General features: G+C 65.3%; 24 protein-coding genes and 2 pseudogenes. 11 read left to right on the top strand and 15 right to left on the bottom strand.

The features are described 5' to 3' along the window. Window positions 1-394 precede the first annotated feature (394 nt). The 5 genes from ltrA to moaD all read left to right on the top strand — a co-directional run bounded on the left by ltrA (window position 395) and on the right by moaD (window position 5273). Window positions 395-1840, top strand: coding sequence for a group II intron reverse transcriptase/maturase (gene ltrA, locus ORI60_RS40130; RefSeq protein ID WP_266043233.1), 1446 nt, complete (start codon window positions 395-397; stop codon window positions 1838-1840). Window positions 1841-2133: 293 nt separating this feature from the next. Continuing rightward, complete coding sequence (locus ORI60_RS44845) at window positions 2134-2379, top strand: hypothetical protein (RefSeq protein ID WP_416234572.1); 246 nt, start codon at window positions 2134-2136, stop codon at window positions 2377-2379. Window positions 2380-2631: 252 nt separating this feature from the next. After that, window positions 2632-3699 (top strand): GTP 3',8-cyclase MoaA, encoded by a 1068-nt coding sequence (gene moaA / locus ORI60_RS40140; RefSeq protein ID WP_266043234.1) that lies wholly within the window; start codon window positions 2632-2634, stop codon window positions 3697-3699. Window positions 3700-3729: 30 nt separating this feature from the next. Then, window positions 3730-4608: a cyclic pyranopterin monophosphate synthase MoaC gene (moaC, locus tag ORI60_RS44675; RefSeq protein ID WP_323055997.1), complete on the top strand. Its 879-nt coding sequence runs from the start codon at window positions 3730-3732 to the stop codon at window positions 4606-4608. Continuing rightward, complete coding sequence (gene moaD / locus ORI60_RS40155; protein ID WP_266043235.1) at window positions 4608-5273, top strand: molybdopterin converting factor subunit 1; 666 nt, start codon at window positions 4608-4610, stop codon at window positions 5271-5273. The genes moaC and moaD overlap by 1 nt, the downstream gene beginning before the upstream one ends. A 235-nt stretch (window positions 5274-5508) precedes the next feature. Here moaD and ORI60_RS40160 read toward each other — a convergent pair whose 3' ends face one another. From ORI60_RS40160 to ORI60_RS40220, 13 genes are all read right to left on the bottom strand, one after another. Then, window positions 5509-7386 (bottom strand): NADase-type glycan-binding domain-containing protein, encoded by a 1878-nt coding sequence (locus ORI60_RS40160; protein ID WP_266043236.1) that lies wholly within the window; start codon window positions 7384-7386, stop codon window positions 5509-5511. Beyond that, window positions 7383-7916 (bottom strand): phage tail protein, encoded by a 534-nt coding sequence (locus ORI60_RS40165; protein WP_266043237.1) that lies wholly within the window; start codon window positions 7914-7916, stop codon window positions 7383-7385. The genes ORI60_RS40160 and ORI60_RS40165 overlap by 4 nt, the downstream gene beginning before the upstream one ends. 1 nt (window position 7917) lies before the next feature. Beyond that, a complete protein-coding gene (locus ORI60_RS40170; RefSeq protein WP_266043238.1) occupies window positions 7918-9870 on the bottom strand; it encodes a putative baseplate assembly protein in 1953 nt (650 codons plus the stop codon). Further along, window positions 9870-10289: a GPW/gp25 family protein gene (locus ORI60_RS40175; protein ID WP_266043239.1), complete on the bottom strand. Its 420-nt coding sequence runs from the start codon at window positions 10287-10289 to the stop codon at window positions 9870-9872. Before ORI60_RS40175 ends, ORI60_RS40170 begins: the two co-directional genes overlap by 1 nt. A gap of 11 nt (window positions 10290-10300) precedes the next feature. Continuing rightward, a complete protein-coding gene (locus tag ORI60_RS40180; RefSeq protein ID WP_266043240.1) occupies window positions 10301-12337 on the bottom strand; it encodes a phage baseplate assembly protein V in 2037 nt (678 codons plus the stop codon). Then, window positions 12334-13077, bottom strand: a complete 744-nt coding sequence (locus ORI60_RS40185) for a LysM peptidoglycan-binding domain-containing protein (protein ID WP_266043241.1) — start codon at window positions 13075-13077, stop codon at window positions 12334-12336. The genes ORI60_RS40180 and ORI60_RS40185 overlap by 4 nt, the downstream gene beginning before the upstream one ends. A 7-nt stretch (window positions 13078-13084) precedes the next feature. Further along, window positions 13085-13552, bottom strand: a complete 468-nt coding sequence (locus ORI60_RS40190) for a phage tail protein (RefSeq protein ID WP_266043242.1) — start codon at window positions 13550-13552, stop codon at window positions 13085-13087. Window positions 13553-13584: 32 nt separating this feature from the next. Then, on the bottom strand, window positions 13585-14040 hold the full coding sequence (locus ORI60_RS40195) for a phage tail protein (RefSeq protein ID WP_266043243.1): 456 nt from the start codon (window positions 14038-14040) through the stop codon (window positions 13585-13587). A 15-nt stretch (window positions 14041-14055) separates the two neighbouring features. Next, complete coding sequence (locus ORI60_RS40200) at window positions 14056-16395, bottom strand: eCIS core domain-containing protein (protein ID WP_266043244.1); 2340 nt, start codon at window positions 16393-16395, stop codon at window positions 14056-14058. A gap of 207 nt (window positions 16396-16602) precedes the next feature. Next, the gene (locus ORI60_RS40205; protein ID WP_266043245.1) at window positions 16603-16767 is read right to left on the bottom strand and encodes a DUF6760 family protein; all 165 of its coding nucleotides are present in this window, start codon (window positions 16765-16767) and stop codon (window positions 16603-16605) included. Next, entirely contained in the window at window positions 16764-17156 is a 393-nt protein-coding gene (locus tag ORI60_RS40210) for a phage tail assembly protein (protein WP_266043258.1), read from the bottom strand. Before ORI60_RS40210 ends, ORI60_RS40205 begins: the two co-directional genes overlap by 4 nt. A 5-nt stretch (window positions 17157-17161) precedes the next feature. Next, window positions 17162-17626 carry a phage tail protein gene (locus ORI60_RS40215; protein ID WP_266043246.1) on the bottom strand — a complete coding sequence of 155 codons (465 nt, stop codon included), beginning with the start codon at window positions 17624-17626 and terminating at the stop codon, window positions 17162-17164. Between the two features lie 44 nt (window positions 17627-17670). Next, a complete protein-coding gene (locus ORI60_RS40220; protein ID WP_266043247.1) occupies window positions 17671-19209 on the bottom strand; it encodes a phage tail sheath family protein in 1539 nt (512 codons plus the stop codon). A 221-nt stretch (window positions 19210-19430) separates the two neighbouring features. Here ORI60_RS40220 and ORI60_RS40225 point away from each other — a divergent pair, with 221 nt between their 5' ends. Beyond that, entirely contained in the window at window positions 19431-19985 is a 555-nt protein-coding gene (locus ORI60_RS40225) for a Pvc16 family protein (RefSeq protein WP_266043248.1), read from the top strand. Between the two features lie 421 nt (window positions 19986-20406). On the opposite strand, the gene ORI60_RS40230 is transcribed toward ORI60_RS40225, so the two are convergent. Both ORI60_RS40230 and ORI60_RS40235 read right to left on the bottom strand, forming a co-directional pair. Further along, window positions 20407-20694: a hypothetical protein gene (locus ORI60_RS40230; protein ID WP_266043249.1), complete on the bottom strand. Its 288-nt coding sequence runs from the start codon at window positions 20692-20694 to the stop codon at window positions 20407-20409. A gap of 194 nt (window positions 20695-20888) precedes the next feature. Then, complete coding sequence (locus tag ORI60_RS40235) at window positions 20889-21047, bottom strand: hypothetical protein (RefSeq protein WP_266043250.1); 159 nt, start codon at window positions 21045-21047, stop codon at window positions 20889-20891. Window positions 21048-21392: 345 nt separating this feature from the next. Between ORI60_RS40235 and ORI60_RS40240 the strand changes: the two genes are divergently transcribed. From ORI60_RS40240 to ORI60_RS40260, 5 genes and pseudogenes are all read left to right on the top strand, one after another. Continuing rightward, entirely contained in the window at window positions 21393-22676 is a 1284-nt protein-coding gene (locus ORI60_RS40240; RefSeq protein ID WP_266043251.1) for a glycosyltransferase family 2 protein, read from the top strand. Window positions 22677-22683: 7 nt separating this feature from the next. Next, entirely contained in the window at window positions 22684-23283 is a 600-nt protein-coding gene (locus ORI60_RS40245) for a hypothetical protein (protein WP_266043252.1), read from the top strand. Between the two features lie 26 nt (window positions 23284-23309). Continuing rightward, window positions 23310-23498: pseudogene (locus tag ORI60_RS40250) on the top strand (cold shock domain-containing protein); the annotation flags it as partial. 67 nt (window positions 23499-23565) lie between these two features. Next, window positions 23566-23793, top strand: coding sequence for a cold-shock protein (locus ORI60_RS40255; RefSeq protein WP_266043254.1), 228 nt, complete (start codon window positions 23566-23568; stop codon window positions 23791-23793). 817 nt (window positions 23794-24610) lie between these two features. Next, window positions 24611-25426 (top strand): annotated as a pseudogene (locus ORI60_RS40260) (IS481 family transposase); the annotation flags it as partial. Window positions 25427-25636 lie beyond the last annotated feature (210 nt).

Genomic DNA, 25636 nt, shown 5'->3' on the forward strand with positions numbered 1-25636 from the left:
GAGCCACCAGCTCGAATCTGGCGGATCTGGGCTGGATAGCAACGCGCACCCGAACGACGGCGAGCACGATCACGCGCTGTCGGCGCGGAACTCCTGGATCGGTTGATGTCGCCGGTCGGGAGGCCACGGTGAATGTCTGCGGAGTAGCCGTGGCAATGTTGCAGGGGCATAGCTGGGCGCCGACCCCGTCGATCGGATCAGCAGTGAACGTGGGAACCATCCCGGCGGTCCCCGACCCGCACCGCAGCCGGTGGTGTGGTGGGAAGGCTCGTCGTCAGCCGATGCCGCCGGGGTGGGACGGAGGACCCGTAGTAGTCCGAGATCGGGAAAGCCGGTCACATGGCGAAGGGGTCCAGCGTGTTCGCAGCACGGAAGCAGGACGAGTAGTGCGCTGGTGAATATCGGCGATCCGTGGCCTGACCTCGGCGAGGCAGAACTGCGGGTACTCGCGATGCAGAGAAAGCTGCACCATTGGGCGAAGACCGATCCCGGTCGACGCTTTGATGATCTCCACAATCTCGTCTATGACCCGTTCTTCCTTGTGGTCGCGTGGGAACGGGTGCGGGTCAACAAGGGCGCACGCACCGCCGGGGTCGACGGGATCGCTCCGCGATCTGTCGGCTTCGGCGCCGGGGAACTGCTGTCGCAGCTGCGAGCGCAGCTCAAGACCGGGCAGTTCGTTCCCCAGCGGGTGCGGGAGAAGACGATCCCGAAGGCATCGGGCAAGATCCGGCGTGTCGGGATCCCGACGACCGCCGACCGGGTCGTGCAGGCCGTGGTGAAGCTAGTGCTCGAGCCGATCTTCGAGGCGGACTTCCAGCCATGTTCCTATGGCTTCCGTCCGAGGCGCCGGGCCCAGGACGCGATCGCCGAGATCCATTACCTCGCCTCACCGACTCGGAACTACGAGTGGGTGTTCGAGGCCGATATCGCGGCGTGTTTCGACGAGATCGACCACACCGCGCTCATGGCGCGGGTGCGTGGACGCGTCTCCGACAAGCGGGTTCTGGGTTGGGTGGCGGCGTTCCTGCGCGCCGGGATCCTCTCCGAGGAGGGCCTCGACCGCGAGACGACCACCGGTACTCCGCAGGGCGGGATCCTGTCACCGCTGCTGGCCAACATCGCCTTATCCGTGCTGGACGAGCACTTCGCCCGAAAGTGGGCGGCGCTTGGTCCAGAGTGGACACGCGCCAAGCACCGCCGCAGCGGCGGTCCGGTCATGAAAGTCGTCCGTTATGCGGACGACTTCGTAGTCATGATCGGTGGCCGACGCGAGCATGCTGAAGCGTTGTGGGGCGAGGTTGCCGCGGTGCTCGCACCGATGGGCTTGCGCCTGTCGGTGGAGAAGACCAGGGTCTGCCACATCGACGAGGGGTTCGACTTCCTGGGCTGGCACATCCAGCGCCGAGCCTGGCGAAGCCGAACCGGCAAGCGGGCGGTCTATACCTATCCGTCGAAGAAGGCGTTGGCCTCGATCGTGGACAAGGTACGGACCCTGACCCGTCGGGAGAAACATCGAACACTCGCAGACCTGCTGCGCCGGTTGAACCCGGCGTTGCGAGGCTGGTGCACCTACTTCCAGCACGGCGTGTCCGCGCGGACGTCCGGCTATGTCGACCATTTCGCCTTCTGGCGGATAGTCGCGTGGCTCCGCAAACGCCACGTCGGGCTGAACATGCACACCCTGGGCCGGCGTTTCCTGCCCGGTTGGCAGATTCACGCCGGGAAGATCGAAATGTTCCGGCCGGCAACGGTGGCGATCGTTCGCTACCGCTATCGGGGCACCAAGATCCTCACACCATGGTCGAGCACGTCCAGGATCAGGTCGCCGGTGGCATGAACACGTGGAGAGCCGGATGCGGTGGAAGTCGCACGTCCGGTTCGGAGGGCGGGCCCCGGAAACCCACCAGCAGAAATGCTGGCAGGGCGCCGGGGTCCGACCCCTACACCCAGCACAGAACCAGAGAAAGGTGGCTCCACTGCGCGGCCGGTACTCGGTGAGCATGCAGGTCGTCATCGACGCCAACACTCGTCTGGTCGTTGCAGTCGGGGACCCCACACCGGGGAACCGCAACGACTGCCGGACCTACACCGACTCGCGCGTGGACGAGCAACTGCCGCGGCGCGAAGGAGATGGCCGCCAGCGGCTACCAGAGCAACCCCGGCGTGATCATGCCCTACCGCAAACCCCGCGAGGGACAATCGCCTCTGCCGCAATGGAAAGAAGACCTCAACACCGTCCACAAGAGCGTTGGCGCACGGGTCGAGCACGCTCCGGCGCACATGAAGTCCTGGAACATCCGCGCAACTGCCGCCGCAAACGCGACGACGTCTGGCACGCCACCCGAGACGTTGCCCACATGCGCAACCTGGCCATGACCACCTGAACGACCACCGACAGCGAACAACGCCGTCGTTACCCTGCCCGCCAACATTCTTGATCATTACGAGACCACCATTAGTGGCCTGATCCGGGAAATATCGCACTTGAGTTGTGCGCGTGGCTCTTTTGGGCGGCCATGTGCTCCGGCAGGGCAACAGCCATCACCCTTTCGAATGCCTTCCCCTTCTACTTGCTGACACTGCGTAATGAGACTGTCGAGGCCTCGCAGAAGGCTGGAGCTGACGGCCATGGCAGATCAGAGCGTTAACGGCGACGTCGTCGACAAGACCGAGTCCGACGTCCCGCTGGACCGATTGGGCAGGCCGTTGGGGGACCTGCGCATCTCGGTCACCGACCGGTGCAACCTTCGCTGCCGCTACTGCATGCCCGAGGCCGAGTACACGTGGCTCCCGCGTGCTGACCTGCTCACGTTCAAGGAGATCGACGTGCTGGTCGACGTCTTCGTGTCGCTGGGTGTCGACAAGATCCGGCTCACCGGCGGAGAGCCACTGCTTCGGCGGGATCTACCTGACCTCGTCGAGGTTCTTGCGCAGAAGAGCGCTGTGCGCGATCTTGCGATGACGACCAACGGGGTTTTGTTGGTGAAGCATGCGCAGGCGCTTGCGAACGCGGGATTGCGGCGCGTCACGGTCAGTCTGGACACGTTGCGGCCTGAGCGTTTCAAGACTCTTGCACAGCGCGACCATCACCAGGAAGTGCTGGACGGCATCGCTGAAGTGTCCGCGCTGGGATTCGTCGGCACGAAGATCGACACCGTGGTCATGCGCGGCACCAACGACGACGAGCTCGGCAATCTGATCGAGTTCGGTCGATCGGTGCCGGCCGAGGTGCGGTTCATCGAGTACATGGACGTCGGTGGGGCGAGTGGGTGGAATTCTGACCTGGTCGTGTCGAAAGCGGAGATGTTGCGGTCGCTCACGGACCGTTACGGTGCCATTGAGCCGCTGGTTCGGACGGCGGCGCCGGCCAGCAGGTTCAGGCTGCCCGATGGGGCGACGTTCGGGATCGTTTCGTCGACCACGGAGCCCTTCTGCTCGAGCTGCAACCGCAGCAGGCTCACGGCGGACGGCATGTGGTACCGGTGCTTGTACGCGTTGCGCGGTACCAACCTGCGTGAGCCGCTTCGGTCCAACGCGAGTCGCGAGGAACTCAGGTCTCTGGTCGCAGGCACCTGGCGTGCGCGGGCCGACCAGGGTGCGGTGATCAGGTCGCGCAAGAAGGACCGCGGTGCTCTGGCATCAGCGGAAGAGCTCAAGGCCGACCCGCATCTTGAAATGCACACCCGAGGTGGCTGAGCTCCATCTCCCAGCAGAGAGGTGATCGTTGTGTCGGAGCACGTCGCGCAGGACACGGGCACGGACCGTCATGTGGCATGTCACGGGGACGCGCCGCCAGTCGGGCGGCAGGAATCGGAACGCCTGCTCGCGAAGCTGCCAGGGTGGACGCTCGACGACGGCAAGCTCGTGAAGGAGTTCGGCTTCGCGACCTTCACTGACTCGATCGGCTTCACCAACCGGGTGGCCGAGGTGGCCGAGAGGCTCAACCACCATCCCGAGTTCGACCTCCAGGACAAACGGAACGTGCGCATGGTGCTTTGGACCCATAAACAGGGTGCGTTGACGGCGCTGGACTTCGAGCTGGCGAAGGAGATCGATCTCGTCACGACTCCGCCTCTCTCACTGTCGCATGTGGATGCGCTGGGGCGGGCGCGCATGGTCGACGTGTCGCCCAAGGAGGTCACTCGCCGAATCGCCGTAGCGTCGGGCATCGTGCTCATGCAGCCGGAGACCGCGGACCTTGTCGTGCGGGGACACATCCCGAAGGGCGATGTGCTCGCCACCGCGCGGCTCGCGGGGATGATGGCCGCGAAGAAGACAGCTGACCTGGTTCCACTCTGCCATCCCCTTCCACTGTCTCATGTGGAGATCGACATCGTCCGTGCAGGACCCAGGAGGTTCCGTATCACCGCGACCACGGCCGTGCACGCGCGTACTGGCGTGGAGATGGAGGCACTGGTCGCCGTGTCAGCTGCCGGGCTCACCGTCTACGACATGTGCAAGGCAGTCGACCGCGGAATGGTGATCACCGACATCAGGCTGGAGCACAAGCGCGGTGGCCGCAGTGGGGAGTTCTCGCGCCCGGCGGACGAGACCTGTCCGTCATGCGGCAACGCCGTCAGGCCGGGCTGGGAAGAGGCGCTGTGATGAAGGTGGATGTTCTCTACTTCGGTGCTGCCCGTCAACGTTCCGGTGGTGCTCGCCGGGAAAGCTTCGAACTCGACGACGGAGCCACGGTCAATCAGTTGACCCACCTCGTGTGGGAGCGCTATCCGGCGCTGGCGTCGATCCAGCGGCAGATCCGCCTGGCCGTCAACGAAGACTTCGCGAAGGCTGACGACGTGTTGTCCGAAGGTGACGAGGTCGCGTTGATCCCGCCCGTGGCCGGTGGTAGCGGTTCCTACTGCGTGCTTTCGAGAGATCCGCTGAGCGTGGACGAGGTCCTAGAAGCCGTACGGCAACCGGGATGCGGTGCAATTGTTGTTTTCCTCGGTGTGGTGCGTGACCACAACGAGGGCCACCAGGTCGAACGGCTGGAGTACGAGGCCTACCCCGGGATGGTGACCAGGGTGCTGCGGCAGATCGTCTTGGAGTGCGAGGCGGAGCAGGCGGGCTCTCGGGTCGCCGTCGCCCACCGGCACGGCCTGCTGGAGATCGGAGATCTCGCGGTGGTGATCGCGGCGAGCGCTCCCCACCGCGCCGAGGCGTTCACCGCGGCGCGCTCATGCATCGAGAAGATCAAGATCGACCTTCCCGTCTGGAAGAAGGAACTCAGCCCCGACGGTGAGCAGTGGCTCGGCCTGGGGGCTTAACCACCTCGTCGGCAAGCTGTCGGCGATCGGTTCTCCGCGTAGGGTGATGAGACGCGATGGTTTCGGTCACGCATTCTCTGCCTGGTGGTCGCCCTCGCACGGTCGCGGCACCTGTGCTGGGCCATGGCAATGTCGGCCTGGGCGCACTACCTGCTCGCCATGGACTGGTTCAGGTGTCGCATTGCTGCATTCGCGGGATCTTCCTGGGTCCGGAGACTCAGGAAGATCTGCGGCCTCACTGACGTTTGAACAGCTCGAACTCGGCCAACGCGGTCGTCTGTCCCTTCACCGACCGGTAGAGCGACACGATGTGCACCTCCATGGACCTGATCCCCTCCGCGTTCTTCAAGGTGATCTCCTGCGAGTCCGGGCTGTCCTTGAGTTCGATGTCCTCCGTCTGCTTGGTGTCGTAGACGAGGTGGAGCTTCTGGGGCCGGTGGTACTGCTGGAAGCCGTCCTTGAGCCCGCTGAGCACCAACCCGCGCTTCGGTGTCACAGGTTCGCTGAACGTCAGGACGATGGTGGGATCCACTGAGTCGCCTGGCACCACCCACGCGGTGTTGACGATCTGGTCGGTCGCCGCGTCGGGAGGATGACCGGGTGTGTCGATGTTGGCTGACACGGCCGTCGGGTTGACCGGCACGTACTGCGGCAGGATCATCCGCGTGATCGCGTCCTTGGAGGAGTTGTACTTGGTCTGGACGTACGTCCGGAACGGTGGATAGATCGCGTAGGTGGTGAGCAGGATGAACGCGAGGATGCCGACCGCCAGCCGCGCGTAGCGCGCCAGGTTCGCGGTGGAGAACCTCCCCTCCCGCTTGACACCCGGCTGTCCCGGTCGCGTACCGGCCTTGAGCGACTTGGTCTTGCGGCGGGCCAGAAGCCGGCGCCACCAGGACAGCCGCACCTTCTCGGCCTGCTCCAGCGATGTTCCGCAACGGCTGCAGAACTTCCGCTGTGGAGGGTTGCCCTCGCCGCACTCGCCGCACACCAGGTCGCCGGGCTCGAGCCTGCGACTCGGTTTGGTCTTGACGATGCCGGGTCGCTTCGGAGCCGCGGCCTGGGGGGCAACGGCTGCCGTGTCCTCGAGGTCTGCCGCCGTGGGAAGGTCTCCCTTGGCCGGCAGGGGAGCGACGAGCGACGCGGCGCTGGGTTTGCGCTCGTCGTCGTCTTCGTCGTCGAGCCAGAAGTCGTCGTCGTCTTCGTCTTCGTCTTCGTCGTCGTGTTTGTTGGTGGGTTTGGTTTTGTTCTTGTCTTTGGGTTTCGGGTCGTCGTCGTCTTCGTCGTCGAGCCAGAAGTCGTCGTCGTCTTCGTCTTCGTCTTCGTCGTCGTGTTTGTTGGTGGGTTTGGTTTTGTTCTTGTCTTTGGGTTTCGGGTCGTCGTCGTCTTCGTCGTCGAGCCAGAAGTCGTCGTCGTCTTCGTCTTCGTCTTCGTCGTCGTGTTTGTTGGTGGGTTTGGTTTTGTTCTTGTCTTTGGGTTTCGGGTCGTCGTCATCTTCGTCGTCGAGCCAGAAGCCGTCGTCCTCGTCCTCGTCGTCGTCCTGCGGCTTGCCGGGCCCTGTACCAGGTGGGCTCGGCAGACCCGAAGGGGCACCGCCAAGTCCAGGTGGGAGTCCCGGCGGCCGAGGCAGCCCGGGAGGAGCAGGGGGGAGCCCGGGCGATGCGCTCATGCCCATGCCGGGCGGTGATCCCATTCCCGGTGGCCTCGGTAGCGCAGGAGGAGACGGCAGACCCGGAGGTGACGGCAGACCTGGAGGTCTTGGCGGCATGCCGGGAGGACCGCTCGCGCCGGGAGGAGGCGGCATGCCGGGCGGCTTCGGCAGACCCGGAGGACCGCCTCCCATGCCACCGGGGGTCGGCATACCGCCTGGCCGACCCATACCGCCTGGTCCCGCCGGACGCTCCATCGCTTCTTTCTCGCCGACGTCGGAGTAGAGGATCCGTTGCCAGAGCGAGCGCTTCGGCTTGGCCTGCTCCTCCTCGATGTTGGCCTTCAGCTCGGCTGAGACCTCAGCTTTCTGCTTCTCACCGGTCCACTCCAGGAAACTGCCGCACGTACCGCAGAAGGAGTCGTCATCGGCGTTGCGGAAACCGCATTTCCGGCAGGAGATCATCGCTTCACCACCTCGACGCGATGTACCACGTGTGCTGGTTTGGCCGCCGCGACCACCTCGTCCACGGCGGTGGTGTCGATCTCTCCCGTGAAGGTGACGCGGACGGCCAGGCGGGGTGTGTCCTCGCCGGGGAGGTCGGCGTCGGGAGACACCGACCACGCGACGCCACCGTTGTCGATGATCTTCACCTGTGCTCCGAACACGATTGCGAGCTGCTCGCGCAGGCCCTGCACCGTCCCTCGCATCCGGAAGAACTCGGTCGCGTGCCCGACAGCCGCTCTGCGCTGGCCGAGGGGCCAGGTCGGGTTCAAGGCGAGCCCGAACCAGTTCGCCATCCAGTCCACGAAGTCCTCGGGAGCCGTCAGCGGGTCGAAGTACGAGTCCAGGCAGTCCAGCGTCGCGATGATCGGAGCCAGCACCGCGTCGAAGCCCTCGGTCCACCGTGTGGCGAACATGTCCTCCTGGTACACGGCCGGCATGAGGCCGATGATCGGGTAGGGCGACGACAGACCATCCGGTGTTCCTCTCATGTCACACCCCGTTCACTCGCACCTGGTGCTCGTATGAGAAGACCAGGCTGCGCGGCTCCAACTCGACCTTGCGCGCAACCGGCCCGCGGAGACCAGTCACCGGGTTGGCACTGAAGAGCTTGACGTCCTCGACGTAGTCGATTCCCGGAAGCTGCTGCAGCACCGCGAAGAGCTCACCGACCAGCACTGAACGGCCGAAGGGCCAGCCGGTGCCGGAGGGGCCGCCGGTCAGCGGGTTCAGATACTCGTACAACTTGTCGAGCGTCTTGGAACGCACGTCTCTGGCATCGGTTCCCTTTCGCCCCACCACGTCCGCCACCACGGTGATCCCGCGGTAGGTCGGGGGTTCGACGAGCACGCGGGTACCGATGAGACGGACCTCGTCGAGCTTGGCGGCGATGCGGCTGAGTGTGTCCTCACGTGGTACCAGATCGTGCAACGCGATCCGGTGTTCGTCCTGGGCGGCCGCGGGGACGATGAGCACCCGCACCGAGCCTGCCTGCGCGTCGCCTTCTCCAGCGGTCAGGCAATACACCCGCGTGAGCTCCGGCGCCATCTCCCTGGTGATCGCGACGTAGTCCTCGGCCGTCACGGCACGGCTGCGTGTGCGCAGCAGGAGTGGCCCGCGGTCCTTCGCCTGGTCCAGCGTCTCACCATCGACACCGCCCTGCGCGGCGAGCCGGTTCTCCACGTCGGACACGAACGGAATGGACGACTTGAGCGTGGAGATCGCACCAACGCCGACGTTGCCCTCCCTGCCGCCGCCGGTCGTATAGATCTCCATGCGCACCACGGCGTCCTGCGGCGGGACCGCGCCGCGCTGCCGCAACGTGCCGTCCGGCTCGCGCACGACGGGTCCGAAGATCACTTCGCCGGCGACGGGGTCGAGCACGTAGTGGGTGCTGGACGGATCACTTCCCGTGAAGTCGTCCACCCTTGTCCACTCCTGCCAGCCGTCGCCGTCGCTGACCTGGAGAACCGGATCCACCACGCCGCTCAGGACGGGTACCCGTGACAGCGGGAAGCGTTGTCCCGCTACGCCTTCCGCCGTGCCGAGCACGTCGTCCTCGACGATCTCGGCGTGGATCGAGCGCACGGTGCCGCCGATAGTGCAAGCCGCGATCGAGTCGATGATCGGTGAGGAGCTGTACCGCGGTCCGTCCTCGCCCTGATCGATGACCCTGGCCCGGATCCACCCGGCGCGGTCACCACCGATGACGCTCATCCGGTGCCCCGCCGGTACGTGCAGCACCACGGAACCGGCCCGGTTGAGCCCGCCCGTCTCGTCGCGGTCGACCTCACAGTGGTCCCAGCCCTCACCCGTCCAGGCTTCCCACTCAAGCGGTGGTCGCGTGGGATCGACACCGACGCCCTCGATGCGGCATTCGAAGTCGAGGCTCACCGCGCAGTTCGGCACCGAGTCGGTCAGTCCGATCAAAACCAGGTCGCCGATCTCCGGTACGTGGCCGAAGGCGGGGAACGACAGGCCCAGCCGCATCTGTTCGGCGCGGTCCGCCGACTCCTCGACACCGGCGTCCTGAGTTCGTGCTGTCGACAGCTCGCACGGCACGATCATCAGCGGCGCCACGGTCGAGAACGCGGTCGACTCCTGAGTCTCGGTGCGCAACGTCGCCGTCACGGTGCCCGCCGGAACGAGCAGTTCGGTGTGCGCAGCTGAGGACAGCCAGAACGTCACGTCGACCGATGCCGCGGCCGGCGGGATCAGCCTGAGACCGATCAGATCGAGGAACTTGAGGTACATGCGGTCAGGAACGCGGTTGAGCCGGTAGAGCAGCTGGTCCACCATGAATGCGAAGGTCTCGATGAGCGTTACGCCGGGGTCGGACACGTTGTGGTCCGTCCATTCCGGACAGCGGCGCATCACCATGCGTTTCGCGTCGTCGACGAGGTCCTGGAAGCGCCGGTCGTCGAGATTGGGGGCGGGGATCGCCATCAGTAGTCCCCTCCTTCGTCGGGAATGGTGTAGAAGGGGAACACCAGGTTTCGCCGGTCGTTCGTGTCCTTCGGCCGGTAGATGATGTCGATGTAGAGCAGGCTGCGGTCAGTGGGTTCCACCGTGACGTCAACGCGTTCCACGTCCACCCGAGGTTCCCACCGCAGCAGAGCGACCCGCACCTCGTTGATCAGTTCCGACGTCATGTCCCCGCCGGCACCGCGAAAGACGTAGTCGCGGATCCTGCTGCCGAACTCGGGGCGCATCGGTCGCTCGCCCGGATAGGTGGACAGGATGAGGCGCATCGCCTGTTCGAGCTCCTGGCTGCGCCGGACGAGCGCGATACCGCCCTGGGCGTTCACGCCGAGCGGGAACCCCCAGCCGGCACCGATGAACTCGTCACCAATCGACTCGCGCACGTCATCCCTCCTCAGTTGAGCTTGATCGGGTTGCCCTTGACCGTGACTGTCTTGCCGCTCAGCTCGAGGGTTCCGCCGCTCTCGATGACGATCGCCGCGCTCGCGCTGAGGTTCAGCCGCGCACCGCCGTCGATCGTCACCTCGCCGTTCGGCCCGACCGTGATGTTGATCTGCCCTTTGTTCCCGCACTGGATGTCGATCGTTCCCGCGGGTGCCTTCGACTCGGGTTTTCCCGGGTCGCAGAGGAGGGTGACGGTGCCCGCGGTCTGGTCGATGGCCAGTTGCATCGTGTCGCCGCCGGTTCCGAGCACGATGTCCGAGGCCGTCGCGGTGCTGCCGGCAGGTGGCATCTCGTCGTGGAACACCAGCTTGTTCCCACTGCTGCTGACGATCCCGCGGTGGATGACCGAGCCGGCCGCGCCGACGGTTCGCACGGGCTCGCCGCCGAGGTCGAATCCGCTGGCCTCGTTGAGAAGACCGCCCAGCACGTAAGGCCTGCGCACATCGCCGTGCTCGAAACCGACGAGGACCTCGTCGCCGACCTCGGGCAGGAACACGGACCCGGCTCGGGCGCCGGCGAAGAACTGGGCAACCCTGGCCCAGTCCGTCTCGAACGAGGGGTCGAGCCAGGGCAGCATCAGCTTCACCCTGCCCTGGTCCTCCGGATCCGCGATGTTCGAGACGATCGCGCAGACCAGGCCGGGCAGGGAAGGAGGCTTGGGCTGGGTGGCACCTACCGACGCGAGTCCGAGCAGCGATCGGTCGTTGCGTCCGCTGACCACGAACCGGGTCCGGTATCCCGACTCCGCCTCCGCGAACACATGACGTGCCTGGGTGATCGTCCACTCGCCCTCGAAGTAGGCCGGCACGCCGCTGATCGCCACCGGTTCGCCGGGCCGGATCAGCGGATCGCCGATCGCGAACCCCTCGGCTTCGGCGTACGTACTACCGACGTGTTCGGCGATGCCGGCCGCCACTTCATCGGCGGCGAGCCTGGCCGCCGCTCCACGCGCGACCGGCCGGTTCACGACGACGTGCGCCCTCGAGTCGACGGACGGGTAGACCTTCAGCCCTGGCGTCGGGGGGCCGAGACGGCGCAGGCCGCCAAGTCCGCGTTTGGTGAAGACCTCGCCGAGTTCGGCCGGATCATGTTCGGCGAGATCCGCGCTGCCGCTCGCCGCGTCGGCGCGGCCCACGGCGACGTTGCCGGTATCGGGGTTCCACACGCGCACTTCGACCGACGGTGTGAGGTTGCCGGCGGTGACGCGGGGGCGAAAGCTGAGCAGGTTCACGCCGAAGGTGAGTTCGGCGGTACCGAGCAGTCCGGCCGCCAGACCGCCGAGTCCAGCCGCCGGACCGCCGAGTCCGGACTTCCCGCCCTTGCTGGAGGACTTGCCCTTGGCCGACTCCGACTTGGCGGCGGGTTTCTTGCCGGCACGACGTCCACGCCTGCGTGACTTGCTCGACGAGGGGCCGCGAAAGAACAGCTCGCCCAGGCTGATTCCGACCTCGAACCCGATCTCGGCGGCACGCTGTTTGAGGAAGTCCCAGTCGGTCTGGGCCACTTGGGCGACGTGTACGTGCGCTGTGCGGGTCTCGTCAATGTCGCCCAGCCTCAGACCCGACTCCAGCGCGATCCTGCGGACGATGTCGGAGTCCTTCATGTTCATGAACGTCCTGGTGCGCACCACGCGTTGCAGCCGATGACCCTTCTCGTAACCGCGGACGATCGTGTACACCGTCGTCTCCACGCACTCCGCCTCGATGGAGGTGATCTCGCCATCGATCAGCATCTCCGCCATGCTGGACGTGGGCGCACCGCCGTAGACGGCGATCCTCGTCCCGATCTCCATTCGCGCGCTCTCGAGAATGTCGCCCAGTGGGTCCACGAACGTGAGCTCGAACATGTCGGGGAGGTGGCGGTGCATGTCCACAACGGCCCGCACGAGGTTGCGTTCGACCGCCGGCAGCAGGGGAAGCCGCACCGGCCATCCCACTCGTACCGATGCTCTGACGGTGTTGTTCAGTCCCATCAGCGTGCTGGTCATTTCTTGTCCCCCCGGTGCAGCTCGTCAGGATTGGGCAGGTAGACGACGGCGCCGGAGCGCACGCGCAGGGGATCGTCGATTCCGTTGGCCTCGGCGACCTGTCGCCAACGGCCGGGTGATCCGTAGTTCGCCGTGGCCAGTGACTGCAGCGAGTCGCCGTCGGTGACCGTGTGGCCGCGCCGCCCGGAAAGTCCACCGGACGTCGGGTTGGTTGGCAGCGAACCGAGGAAGTCCGGCTGCTCCTTCATCGTCACGCTGACCTTCGCGCGGATCGGCACACCGACGTTGTTGAACCGGAGGTAGTTGATCGTCACGTTTGTCAGCACGACCGTGTACCAGAAGCCCATCATCGGCGGCCCCCACTGAAATACCACCGGCGGGAGCTTTCCCACGACGTTGTTGAACGCCAGGCTGTACGCCGCGCCGAGCGCCTGTCCCAGCACGCCGCCGTTCGGCGACATCCACGCCAGGAGCTGGTCGCAGAACGGCTTGGTCTCGATCCCGCGGAACAGGACGTCGTTGACCGTGATGGTGCTCAGCGGACTCTTGCGCAGCACGGTTCCCAACGAACCGGCGGGTTTTCCGGCGTTGTCGCTGATGGTGACCAGGTCCTCGGCGATGTTGCTGCGGGAGATCGAGATCTTGTCCGGGTTGAACTGACACACCACCGCGCCGATGGCCGGAGGCACGATGCAGCGCCACATCGCGTGGACGTTGTTGTCACTGGCGTAGTCGGTCATCGCGTGCTCACAGGAATCCGTGATGAACGAGTTCAAGCGTCTCGATAGCGAATTGGTTGCCCGTCGCGTCGAGGTCCGGTCCCTTCCAGGACTTCGGGAACACTCCGCGGAGGGACCAGGACGCCACCGGGTGGGCTGTCGCCGAACGAGCGTCGAGCAGGGTGATCTGCGCGGTGCCGCCGTTGTACTCGACATCGGTCTCGCTGGAGTACCAGTCCGCGACGATCTTGCGCAGCCAGGCCTGGACCTTGGCCGAGTCCACCGACGTCATCGCTCTTGTGAGCGTGATCGAGTTGTATTTCAGGCGTTCCGGGAGGATCACCACGTACTCGTAGTTGGCGCCTTCCTTGAACTCCTCGGTTTCGAACCCGACGTTGAGGCCCTTGCACGACGACCAGCCGCCGAGGTCGATGCCGTCCACCACGACCCTGAAACGCATGACCACGCCGATCGTCGCGTTCGTCGACAGCGCCATAGCGGGCCTCCTTTCCCTTGGACAACGAAGTTTCAGGCGCCCTTGACCTCGTCGAGGAATCCGACGTGCGCGAGTTCGAGAGTCTCCAGCGCCATCTTGCTCTGGCTCGCGTCGAAGCCGGTGATGGACCACTTCAGCGGCAGGAGGTTGCGCAGTTCCCAAGTCATGACGGGCTTGTCGTTGGCGTCCTTCATCGTCAGCACGCCCAGTTCCCCGGACTTGTGCGCGAAGGACGTCTGGTCCAGCCAGGTTTTGACCTTTCCGGACTCCTCGCACGCAGCGCGGGTCAGCTTGACCGTCGGGTACTTCGTGACGCCCGGCGTGTACCAGCGGTAGTTGTCCGCGTCTCCTGCCCGGTACTCGCACTGATCCCAGGACACCTCTAGCCCCTGCACCTGCGCCCAGGAACCGAGGTCGTGCCGAGCCTCGATCAAATAGAGGGTGAACCTGTGCGCCATGCCGAAGTTGGCGCTGGTTCCGATAGCCATGGCTGTACTCCGTTCTCACCGGAAATCCGTCAGCAGCCCCGCGCGCTCGCGGTCGATCAGAAGCTCCATGCGGAGCCGGCTGCGTAGCTGGTCGTAGATGTGGTTCGCCAAGTCCTCGATGTCGATCTGGTCGGCGGGAATGCGGTTGAGCCGTGCTCTCTCCTGTGCCTCTGCCTCTTCTTTCGCGGCCGCGGCGGCTTCCTTCTCCTCGGCGATCTCGCTCGGCGCCCGCCAGTCTCGCTGTCCCATCAACGACCGAAGCTTGCGTTCCTTCTTCTCGCTGAGCGTTCCGCCGAAGCTCGCCAGCAGCATGCCCATCGCGCCCGCGCCCGACTCGTACAGCACGTCCTTGAAGGTTTGGGGTCCAATGTCCTCGTCCTCGTCCTCGTCTGCTCCGGTGGAGCGGCCGGACAATCCACCGGCTAACCCGCCAGCAAAGCCACGCGTCGAACCCCATGCTCCACCGCGTCCCTTTGCCGTCAGTCCGGCGCCCCTAGCGCTCAAACCGCCGAATGCGGGCTTCGAAGCCGGCGTTGAGAATTCGTCTGAATCGTCCTCTTCGGACGCCGCTTGCTTGGTCTTGCGTTCTTCGCGTTCCGCGGCGGTCTCGAACATGCGCTGGAACGAGCCGAAGTCTTTGCCCCCCATGCCGAACGACTGCGCGAGCATGTTGAGAACGCCTGCCTTGGTGTCCCGTTTGACGAGGGACCAGCTGGCGATCGGCTCCTCGTCCGCCCGTGCGGCCTTACCTGCTGCGGGCGCGTCCACGTTCAGTCCGAGCAGACCGAGGTTCTCACCGCGCTCGGCCCGTTCGTAGAGGGCCTCGAGGCGGGCTATGTCGTCGTCGCTGAGATCGCCTTCGCGCTTCAGGTCGGCGTTGCGCCGCCGTTGACCCTCGTTGAGCATGTCGAGATATGCCTCTTTGATCTGCTCCCTGGTGTACTTGGCGAACTGTGCCTCGTCGAAGTCCGGCATCGGTGCGGCGGCCCCGGCGGAACTCTCCGAGATCTGTTCCCGCACGATCTCCCTGACGTGGCCGGCTCCCAAAGCCGGGCGACGGTGCGACAGCGGAGGCGGAGCGATGGACGTCTCCGACGCAAGCCAGTGTTCGGTGTGGCCTGCTTCGAGCTCCATCACCGCTGCGGCGGCAGAGCCGGACGATGGTGCTCCTCCGTGCATGCGTTGCTGTACAACGTGTACGAGCTCGTGGCCGAGCAACGAGCGCCCTGTCCCCGCGTGGGTTGAGCCGACTTCCATCGGCAGGAAGACTTCTTGTCTCGCGGTGAACGCCCGCGCACCGTGTGCACGAGCGGATGTGGACACCTCAGGGCCTCGATTGATCCTTACGTCGGCGACGTCGACACCGTGATGCTCGCGGAACAGCCGTACGAGTTCGGTGGGAACCGACTCCACCCGATTCCCTCCGTCGCGCGGACGGACGGCGTGCCGCTCGTGCGGGCCGCCCGCAGGAGGACTGGTGTCGCCGTGACTTCGACGTTCGGGGGCCAGTTGTTCTGGTGCGGGTACGACAGCAGATGGTGGTGGTGCTGTCACGGTTTCGCGCGGTGCGATGGTGACCGGTGGGGTGGCGATCTCGGTGATCGCGTCGTGGTGTTCGGATCGTGGCGCGTGAACAAGAGGTTGGGCGTCGGCCGGCGGTTCGTCGCCCTCCGGAGCGGCGACGTCAGGTGTTTCGGCGGGCAGGGGAACGCTGAACCTGTCTTGGGTGTCGTCCTGAGCGGGTGCGTTTTCTCGCACATCGTTGGGAGGTGGTGTCAGAGGCATGTCGATCGGTCGGTTAGTCCCGCTGCTGGACGGCTCAACTATCACCGGAGGCGGAGCGGTGGGCTTGTGGAGGGGCGGAGCCAGGGCACCCTCGGCGGAAGTTGGCGCAGGCCCGGCCGGTCGCGACATCGGCGCTCCGAGCCCGAGCTTGCGGCTCTGCCCCAGATTGGGTCTGGGACCAAGGCGGGGCAGCGGTGGGCTGTCCACGCGCGTGTGTCGCTGGCGCGCGATGTCCATGATGGCCGGCGACTCCAGACGCTCCGGCTGGGGCTGTGGAAAGTCGAACTCCTGTGTGCCGGTGTTGAACATCTGCGGCATCGTGAGCGTGCGGTACGGCTCGGCCGGTGCCACCGGCTCACTTGTGTAGTCGTCGGTCACCACGGTGAGCGGTGCGTGCTCGACAGGTGTCCGCGCTTGAAGTCGTGTTCTTGGTACGAGCGGCGGCTCGAATGGCGATGCCTGCCAGCCGTCGACGACCCCGACGAGGCGTGCCGTGCCGTACACGCGGCCCGCCATCACAACGCTGGCGGCCTCGGGCTCGGTTACGGCTGTCCTGGTGTGGTCGAGCATCGGCCGGCCCACGGTGGTTCGTGGAGGGTTCAGCGCTTTCCCGAACGTCACAGGAGGTTCGGTCGCGATGGCCGGCCGCAGAGCGGGCAGCACACGCCATGCGGGTGACCGTGGCACCTGCGCGGACGAGGAGGGAGCTGAGATCGTGCTCCCACCCTGCACACGCCGGCGCCGCGGCAGTCGAAACGCCCAACGCATCGCGATCTCCTAATAACTGACGTCTTCCGACAACGCTTTGTTGATTTGGCCGATCTCCGCGATCACGCGCTGCCGCGTGCGGTGGTCAAGATCGACGATTTCGGCGAAGGACCAGTGCAGGTAGTACGCCACGTACGCCATTTCCTGCCACATGCGATCAACGGCGTACGTCACGATCCCCCCGAGGCACCACCCGCGATGTCGACCGCGACCTCCTTGCCGCAGGACGGACACTCCACAACAGCTTCGGTGTGACCGTTCTGGTTGATCCGGCGGTAGAGGTCCTGCAGGAAGGCGAGATCCGACGCGAACAGGTTCTCGACCACCCACGCGGAAACATCCGGCAGGCTGCCCAGCCGGGTCACCGTGCGTTGCAACAACAGGACACTCAGGTACGCGGGGTTCTCCCGCACTCTCTGGTCGTTCTGGGGCACCAGTTCGTCCCGAGCGGTCGCGAGCCGCATGACGCCGTCGCGGTGTACCTGGCCGCTGTCGTCGACGTAACCGCGCGGCAGGGTGAAGGGGTATTCGATGCGCAGTGCGTCCGTCGCGCCCGCCAGCATCGCGGTCACGGCGAGACCCGCTGAATCTTGTCGCAGACGATCGTGATCGTCTCCAGCAGGACTTCGCTGCTACCCGCCTTCAGCGAGCCGATCTCCATCTTGGTCGGCCACGCGCCGAACATGTGATATCTCGCGACGGGCTTGCCCTCGAAGTTGTACATCACCAGGGAGGCGCTCTTGCGAGCACCGCTGATCTGGTTGAACTGCACAGCCTCGTACCAGGCCCACAGCCTCATGTCACCCGTCTTGCCGCGCTTGAGCACGACTGTCGGGGGCTTGTACTTGCCGGGCAGTTTCACCTGCACGACTTCCTTGTCGTTGGCGGCGATGTACTCCACCGGCTCGACCTCGGCCGTGATGCCGCCGAGTTCGGAGAACACCGCGACCTCGACGCCGTCGATCACCACCGCGAACCTGGCCGCTGTGATCGTGTCGTGCGGATTGACTCCGCCTCCACCTGGTGCGGTCATTGCAGATCAACTCCTGTTCGGGACGGGCACGGGCAGGGAAAAGCTCACTCGGAAAGCCCGGCGCCCTCGGCGTACTGCGAGACTCGGAAGACGATGAACTCGGCGGGCTTGACCGGTGCGAGTCCGATCTCGACGTTCAGCACACCGGCATCGCGGCTCTCGGCAGGGTTGTTCTCCTCGTCGCACTTGACGAAGAAGGATTCACCCGCGGTACGGCCGAAGAGAGCGCCGTCCCGCCAGACGTTGCTGAGGAACATCGTGATGGTGCGTTTGACGGAGTCCCACAGCTTCGGGTCGTTCGGCTCGAACACCACCCAGTTCGTGCCCTGCAGGATGGACTTCTCGACGAAGTTGAACAGCCTGCGGACGTTCAGGTAGCGCCACTCGGGATCGCTCGACAGGGTGCGCGCGCCCCACACCCTGATTCCCTGGCCTGGGAAGCTGCGGATGCAGTTGACGCCAACGGGGTTCAGCTGGTCGTGCTCGCCCTTGGTGATGTTCAGTTCCAGGGAGATGGCACCGCGAACGATCTCGTTCGCCGGAGCCTTGTGCACGCCCCTGCTATCGTCGTTGCGCGCCCAGATCCCCGCCATGTGCCCACTCGGCGGCACGTGGATCGCCTTGCCCGAGTCGGGATCTACGATCTTTACCCACGGCCAGTAGAGCGTCGCGTACTTGGAGTCGTAGCCGGCCGAGTCGACGCGCCACGCCTTCATCTGCTGGGCCTTGAGACCGGGAGGCGGGTCGAGGATGGCGACCCGGTCCGACATCAGTTCGCAGTGGGCGATCATGGCCTGCTGCACGGCTTTCACGCCGTCGTCGTCAATTAGGCCACGTTCCCTTGCAGCCATGAGGTCTGGCACGCAGAGCATGGTCACGTCGTCGATCGCCTCGAGACCACCGAATCCCGTGCGATCGCCGGAGTCTCCGATGTAGTCGTCCACGCCGACCTCGCGGCTGACAACCGGGACCGCGGGGAAGGCGAGCGCGACCTCAGTGTTCTTCTTGGGCACGAGTGCTGCGGAGCCCTTGAGCTCGCGGATGGTGATCAGCCTGGACTTCCGCACAGCGGTCATGACGTTGTTCGCGCCCTTGCGAACGCTCACGTTGTCGTATGTCTCGACAGCGGTGCCGTCCTTCTTCACGACGAGCTTGAAGTTGTCGTCGCTCGCGTCTGAGGCCGCGCTGACCTCGACGGTGAGGCCGTCACCTTCGGTTCCCGCACGGGTGGCGACCTCCAGCGCCGGACGGTCGCCGTCGACCGCGGGCAGGGTCGCGACCGCCACGGCCGTTGCCGCGCCGGTGTCCGCCGTGGAGTCCTCGCCTCCGATGCGCACGATGTAGGCGCTTCCACCACCGTTGAGGAAGTACCCGTACACGGCGTGTGCGAGGTAGGAACCTTCGACGAACCCGCCGAAGACACCGGTGAACTGGGTCCAGTTGGTCACGAGGACAGGCTCGTTGGCGGGGCCCTTTTCGGCGAAGCCGACAAAGGCCGCCACCGCGGTGCCCACACCTTCGATGGGCCGGGAACCCGAGGACACCTCCTCGACGTAGACCCCGGGCGAGAGATAGCTGGGCATGTCCCCTCCTGCTCGTGCCTTGACGACGTCGATCTGCTTCGTGCCAAGGAAGCATCGAGGTAAGGGGTCGTCCGGCGCCGAATCTTCGGGGTGATCCTTCGCGCCACGCGACCGGCCTGATCGAGCACCGGGAGTTGTTGCCTCATCGCGCGGCCGGTGATGCCTCGGCAGTGGCCGAACGGCTCTGTCGGCACAGACACGTGGAACAGGAGACTGCGGCCATGTTCGAGGACGTGAACGCCTCGCTGGCGGCGCTGCTGCACACCGCGATCGCCAAGGACGTCGCGGTGGAGTTCGGCCCGGTGGTGGATGGTGCCGGTGCTGAGAAGAGGTCGGTGGTACTGACCTTCTTGCACATCGAGCGTTGTGTCACAGGCATGGAGCTCGACTGGACCGATGTTCGCGACGAGAAAGGCAAAGTCGTTGCGCGGATGCCACCCACACACCGCTACTGCCTTCACTACCTCGTAACGGCCTCAGCCGGCGCAACTGCCGATCTCGAACTGCTCGGGTCCACTTTGGAGGTTCTCGGGTCCTACAACGCGGTGCCGCGTGCGCTGAGTCGTGGGCCGCTGCGCGACAGCACCTGGCCGGTCGCCCTCGAGGTGGCTCCGGCCGCGCCGTTGCAGGACACCCTCGACATCTGGGCGGCGCTGCGGGCCGATCCGCGCCCCGCCCTCAGACTGTTGGTGACCGCGCCGATGGTGCCTGCACCTATCACATCTCTGGAGGCCACTCCGGAAGGCGTCACTCTGGGAGCCACGCGGAAGCAGTGACGAACCTGAGTGAGGTGCCGCGGTAGATCAGCTCCACGAGTTGTTCGCGACTGTCGACCCCAGCCTGCGACAGCGCTGTAGAAGTATGACTCGGCCGTGCGGGCCAGCGAGCACCACCGCCGTGCGGGCCGGCTCGTGCAGCTGGTTTCGCGCCTGGCCATCGCTGTCTCTTCGCACTCCACGTCGTTGGTGAGCGCACTCGAGGACGCGGCATGGCGCCCGCACACGCCGCCCAGCGGAACCACCACTCGGCACGTGGACGCTGATGTATTCGCTGAGACCACCGTCGAGTGCGCCGACGGCACCGGCGAGGCGTTCCGCGACTGCTGGTCAGTGCCTCAGTCGACCGCCATGCGCAGCGCTAGCACCCCGCTTTGTTCTGCTCCCAACAGCCTGGACACGGTTTCCTGGACGAGCCCCGTCACCAGCACCACTCTCGCTCGCCTGCGGAACCACGCAGAGAGGTGATTGGGCGACGTCGCTTCTTCTGGGCGGTGAGCAGCCTCGCGAGCAGTGAAATCAGTGCTGCGCAACCGAAATAGAAGTTCTCGGCGAGCAGCAACATGCCGCTGCCGGGGAGCGCTGCGAGATGCTGCCGGATCTGTTCGGCCATCGGGCTGCCGCCAGCGAAGGTCCTGGTGGCAGCTGCGCACTGCAGCCACCGAGGCCCGACTCCGATCTCGACGCCGGCGGTGCCCTTGGACTCCACACGACCACCGTTGCCCAGCCCCTGGCCCGCATCTTCTGGGCCGTTCCGCGGAGGGCCGCCGACAGGGATCGCGCCGCGCTGCCGATGATCACCCGCGCCAGGCGCCCGCCAGGACAGGTGAGCGGCCGTGGTCGAAGCCGGCATGCGGGTTGGGCGTCCGGCCGGGGTCGAGCTCGTCAGGTTCCGCGAACAGCTCAGGATCCCGGTTGGCGGCCGCGACCGCGGTGAGCACCCGGCAGCCGGGTGCCCACGAGTGTCATGGGCTCGCTGGTCATCACGAGGTGTTCGAACTCGGCTGATTGGCAGTACAGCAGCACCTCTTCCACCTGCGGACCGAGCTGTGCAGGTTTCATCTCGGGCAGCGTCAACCATCGCTCGCCGCCCCGCGGCGCGGCTGCGAGGTGCTCGACGGGACAGGCGGGCAGCCGCCGTCAGTACATCACGGTCTGGTCTGCCCACTGTTCCTCATGAGGCAGCCGTACAGACACAAACGCCCGCCCAGGACGGGACCGCCGCAGCGGAGGAACTACTTGATGACGGTCAGCGGGACATCCGTTGAGGACACCAGGCCGCACGGGCAGCCGGTGGGTCCGATCGACGTCCCCTTCGGCTGGCTCGCTGTGGCAGTGAGACAGCTCATGGGCCTTTCAGAATCTTCGGACACGTCCTCGCTGACACGGCGCGCAACGGAGGTTTCGATGTCTCTCGAACGAGCCCGCACTGTGGTCGTCGGCATACCCGCACGCAACGAGGAACGCACCATCGCGACCGTGCTGTCGAACGCGGACATCGGGTTGCAGGGGTTCTGTGATCTGCGGACTGCTTGCATCGTCCTCGCCGACAACGGCAGCACGGACAGCACGATCGCACAGTTCGCCCAAGTTGCCACTAATTCGCCGAAGAAGACGATCCTGTCACCGGCGGAGGGGACGGGCAAGGGCACCAACGTGTTCGCGATCTTTCGTGAGGCAGAGCGCATGGACGCCGACACCGTCGTGCTGCTGGACGCGGATGTGCGGTCGGCCCGACCGGAGTGGGTCAAACTGCTCGCCGACGCGGTGGACTGCGATGAGCCGTCGTTGGCGGTGCCGGTGTACACGAGGAACCGGTACGAAGCCAACACGACCAACCATCTCGTCGGGCCGCTGTTGGCCGGCGTGTTCGGGGTGCGGGTTCAGCAGCCGATCGGCGGCGAATTCGCGGTCAACCGCGCTTTCCTGCAACGGCTTTCGTCCTGGCGGCGGCCGGCCAGCGCGCAGCTGTACGGTATTGACGTCTGGATGACGGCCAATGCTCTGCGCGACGGCCTGCGCCTGGTCGAGGTACCGCTCGGGCGCAAGCTGCACAACTCGCCGTTCCCGAAGATTCTTTCGTTGCCACAACAGGTTCTCGACTCCTTGTTCAACGTTCTGACTGGCATGGGGAGTCCGGGGAACCTTGAGGTGACGCTGGCCTCGAGTCTCGCTGCTGTCGCGATCTCCTCACGAATGCAGGACGAGACCGTAGTCCGGGCTGTCATAGCCACGACGGCCAGTTACGTGGAGAGCCATTGGTCCGACATGGTCGCTTTGCTCCCCAGCGCGGCGCACGCACGGCCGTTCGCTGAAGGTCTGCACGTCCCGGCGGAACTTTGGCCGTGTGTGCTCGCGGACGCGTTGTCCGCTGTGGCGGCCGGTGAGGTGCGACGGGCCAGAGATCACCTGATTGCCCTGTATGTCAACAGGGTGTTCACCTTCTGGCGGGAGATCGCTGGTCTCGGCGCTGCTGCTGTGGACGAGTTGCTGGAGGTTCAGGCGGACCGGATGGTTGCCGAGGTACGAGCCCGGGAGCTGCGTTTCCAGGACGCCTTCGACGGGGGCGAGTTCACGAAAGGACTCTGGGAGCCGTTCGCCACCGCGGAACCAGTTCTGTCGAACGGATTTGGCGCGTCCGAAGTCCTGTCGCTCGTGCCCGACGATGCCGATGTCACTTCCCGAAGGTGAGGACCTCGTGGTTGCCCAGTTCGGCTTGAATGCGACGCCGGAGCACTTCACTGTCGTCAGGACGCAGCTTCGAACACCTGGAAGTGCCTGGATGGAGCGCCATGAACGCAGACTCGTCGACTTGGACTGCCTCCCTGTGGTTCAGGGTGTTCTCCTCCAGGCCCAACCGGATCTTCTCGATGAGGTCAGGACGCTGAATGAGGCCTGGGATCGCGGCGAGTTCGACAGCGCCATGTTCGGCTGCGCGCTGGACGACCTCTGCCTAGCCCTGGGGAAGGCATTCAACTTCACGAACACGCGTGCCGACTTGATCGGAAGCGTCGGCGCCGACCGGGTGGCACTGCAGCTCGCCGGAGACCTCAGAAACCTGGCGCTTCGCCTTCGGCAGTCAGTCGAAGCGCTCTCGGACCTGTCCGCGAGCGTGTGTGCGATCTGTGGCCGTCGGAACTTCGGCGTGCTCGGTGTCGCTGTCGCCTGCTGCTCCTGGTGCTCGCATGCCTTTCACGCGGTGTGCATCAACGAGACCTGGCCACCTGCCCTGGACAACGGGGCTGAACCGGTGTGCCCGGAGTGCGGCCAACCTGGCTTCCAGAGGCGGCTGGCCTGACAGAAGATCGATCGAGAGGCAATGTCATGCAGGGTGTGGTGAAGTGGTTCAACTCGGAAAAAGGGTTTGGTTTCATTGCTCCGACGACAAGCGGTCCGGACGTCTTCGTCCACTACTCGGCGATCACGGGCAACGGTTACCGCACTTTGAACGAGGGGGAGGAAGTCGAGTTCGACATCACGTCCGGCCCGAAGGGGCCGCAGGCGTCCAACGTTCGTCGTGGCAATCTCCCAACGGACCGAGGTGTGGGCGCCTCGCCTAGTAGGCGGGAAAGGTGAGCTGATGTTGGAATACGACGGTGCAGGTGGCATGGACAACCAGCCGTCCCTCGACTCCAGGCAGGGGGCTGACGTCGAGGCGTTGATGAAGCTGTACGACGAGGACATGTTGAACAACCCAGGCATGGTCAAGGAGCGACGCGGCGGACTGCTACCGAGCCAGCGGGTCGAGTTTGACACCGTGCAGAGCCCTCATGGCCTCCGCGCGGTTCGTGTCCGCCCTGTCGAGTGAAACGCGCGGAAGTCTGAAGACGCCGCCTGCGCATCACGACACACGCCCCGTGTGTCGTGATGCGCAGGCAGCCATCTAGTGTCCGCTGTGATTCCTCGTTTGCCTTCGTAGCGCCAGCAAAGGCTGTGGGGCCAGGCACCGTCCACCGCAGGGATGCGGTATATGGCTTTGCACTGTTCGGCCTCGTGTGGCCTGGAGATCAGCCGGTTCTGCGACCGCAACTGATCTCAACGTGCGCGTGCCTACTCTTCGAACTTCATCTGGATCTCATTCACACCGTCTGGCGGCCCAGGTCGATGGCGTGACAGAAGGCGCAGTAGATGTCTCAGCCGGGATAGTGGGAGAACAGTGCATCCAGGGTCGCGTGACCTTCCGTTTCCACAACGGTGACGTTGTCCTTCGGCTCGAAGTGACGTCGCTGCCTTCCCAGAACCTTGAGAGCGTCATGCTGAAGTTGCTCATGTCGCTGTGCAGCGCCTCAAGGCTGCTCTGTCCCTCTCAGCGTTCGGCAGGTCTGCCTCATTGAGAGCGCGTAGATCAGTGTCCATCACCTGCAACGCCATCTTCATGTCTTGACGGAGAAACACAAGGTCAGATCATGCGGCAATCGGGGAACGGAGGATCCGTCCGCTTGAAGGAATTGCCGTGGCCGTAGACGATGATCTGGCCATGACGTGCTCCTTCACAGTCGGTTCCTAGGTGTACTGACCACTGAGGTTGCGAACGGTTCGACACGTAGTCGGATGATGTTGGAATGAGGGAGGGCCTCCGGGGTCGGTGTGGATTGCGACGTCTACACCGACCAACGGAGGCCCTCGTGACCCACGCTAACGCACCTCTGACTCCGGTAGGCAGGCTGCGCCTGGCCCTGTGTGTCGTGGACGAGGGCTGGCCGCTGCGGCGGGCCGCGGAACGGTTCCAGGTTTCGGTCAGCACCGCGAAACGATGGGCCGACCGCTACCGCGACGAAGGTGAGCCGGGCATGGCCGACCGGTCATCGCGTCCGCCCACGAGCCCGGGCCGCACCCCGACCCGGACCGAACGCAGGATCATCAAGGTCCGTCTGGCACGGCGGTGGGGGCCTGCACGGATCGCGTTCCTGCTGCGGCTGGTGCCCCCCACAGTGCACCGGGTGCTGACCCGGTTCGGCCTGGCCCGGCTGACTCACCTGGACCGGGCCACCGCGCAACCGGTGCGCCGATACGAACGCGCGACGCCCGGCGAGCTGGTGCACGTCGACATCAAGATATTCGGCAACATCCCTGATCGCGGCGGGCACCGGTCATCAGCCGGCAAGCGGCAGCGCACTCGCAACCTGGGAAAGAAACTCGACCGCTACTGCGGCAGTCACGTCGGCTATAGCTACCTGCACAACGCCGTGGATGACCACTCCCGGCTCGCCTACAGCGAGATCCTGCCCGACGAGAAGAAGCAAACCGCGGTCGCGTTCTGGCAACGAGCCCAGACCTTCTTCGCCAACAACGGCATCACCGTCGAGCGAGTGCTCACCGACAACGGCGTGTGCTACAAGTCCCGGCTCTGGCGCGACACGCTGGCCACCGCCGGGATCACCCACAAACGATCCGAGACCGAACGGCGAGCCGCACTGCCGCAGTGGCTGCACACCCACAATGGTGAGTTCTAAGACTCGTCGCAACGACGCTGGTCAACGTGCTTTCGTGAGCACTGTAGCTAAAGGTTGTCCCGTAACGCCGTCTAAAGGTTGTCCCGTAACGCCGTCTAGGTGTGATCGATGATCTTGGTGTGGAGCAGGTGATCAGTGCGGACCGGCCGGAGTGGGTGCCGGTGTTCACGGGCTTGTCGGTGACGGTGTTCCGCACGC

The sequence above is a fragment of the Lentzea sp. NEAU-D7 genome, assembly GCF_026242055.1.
Lineage (GTDB): Bacteria > Actinomycetota > Actinomycetes > Mycobacteriales > Pseudonocardiaceae > Lentzea.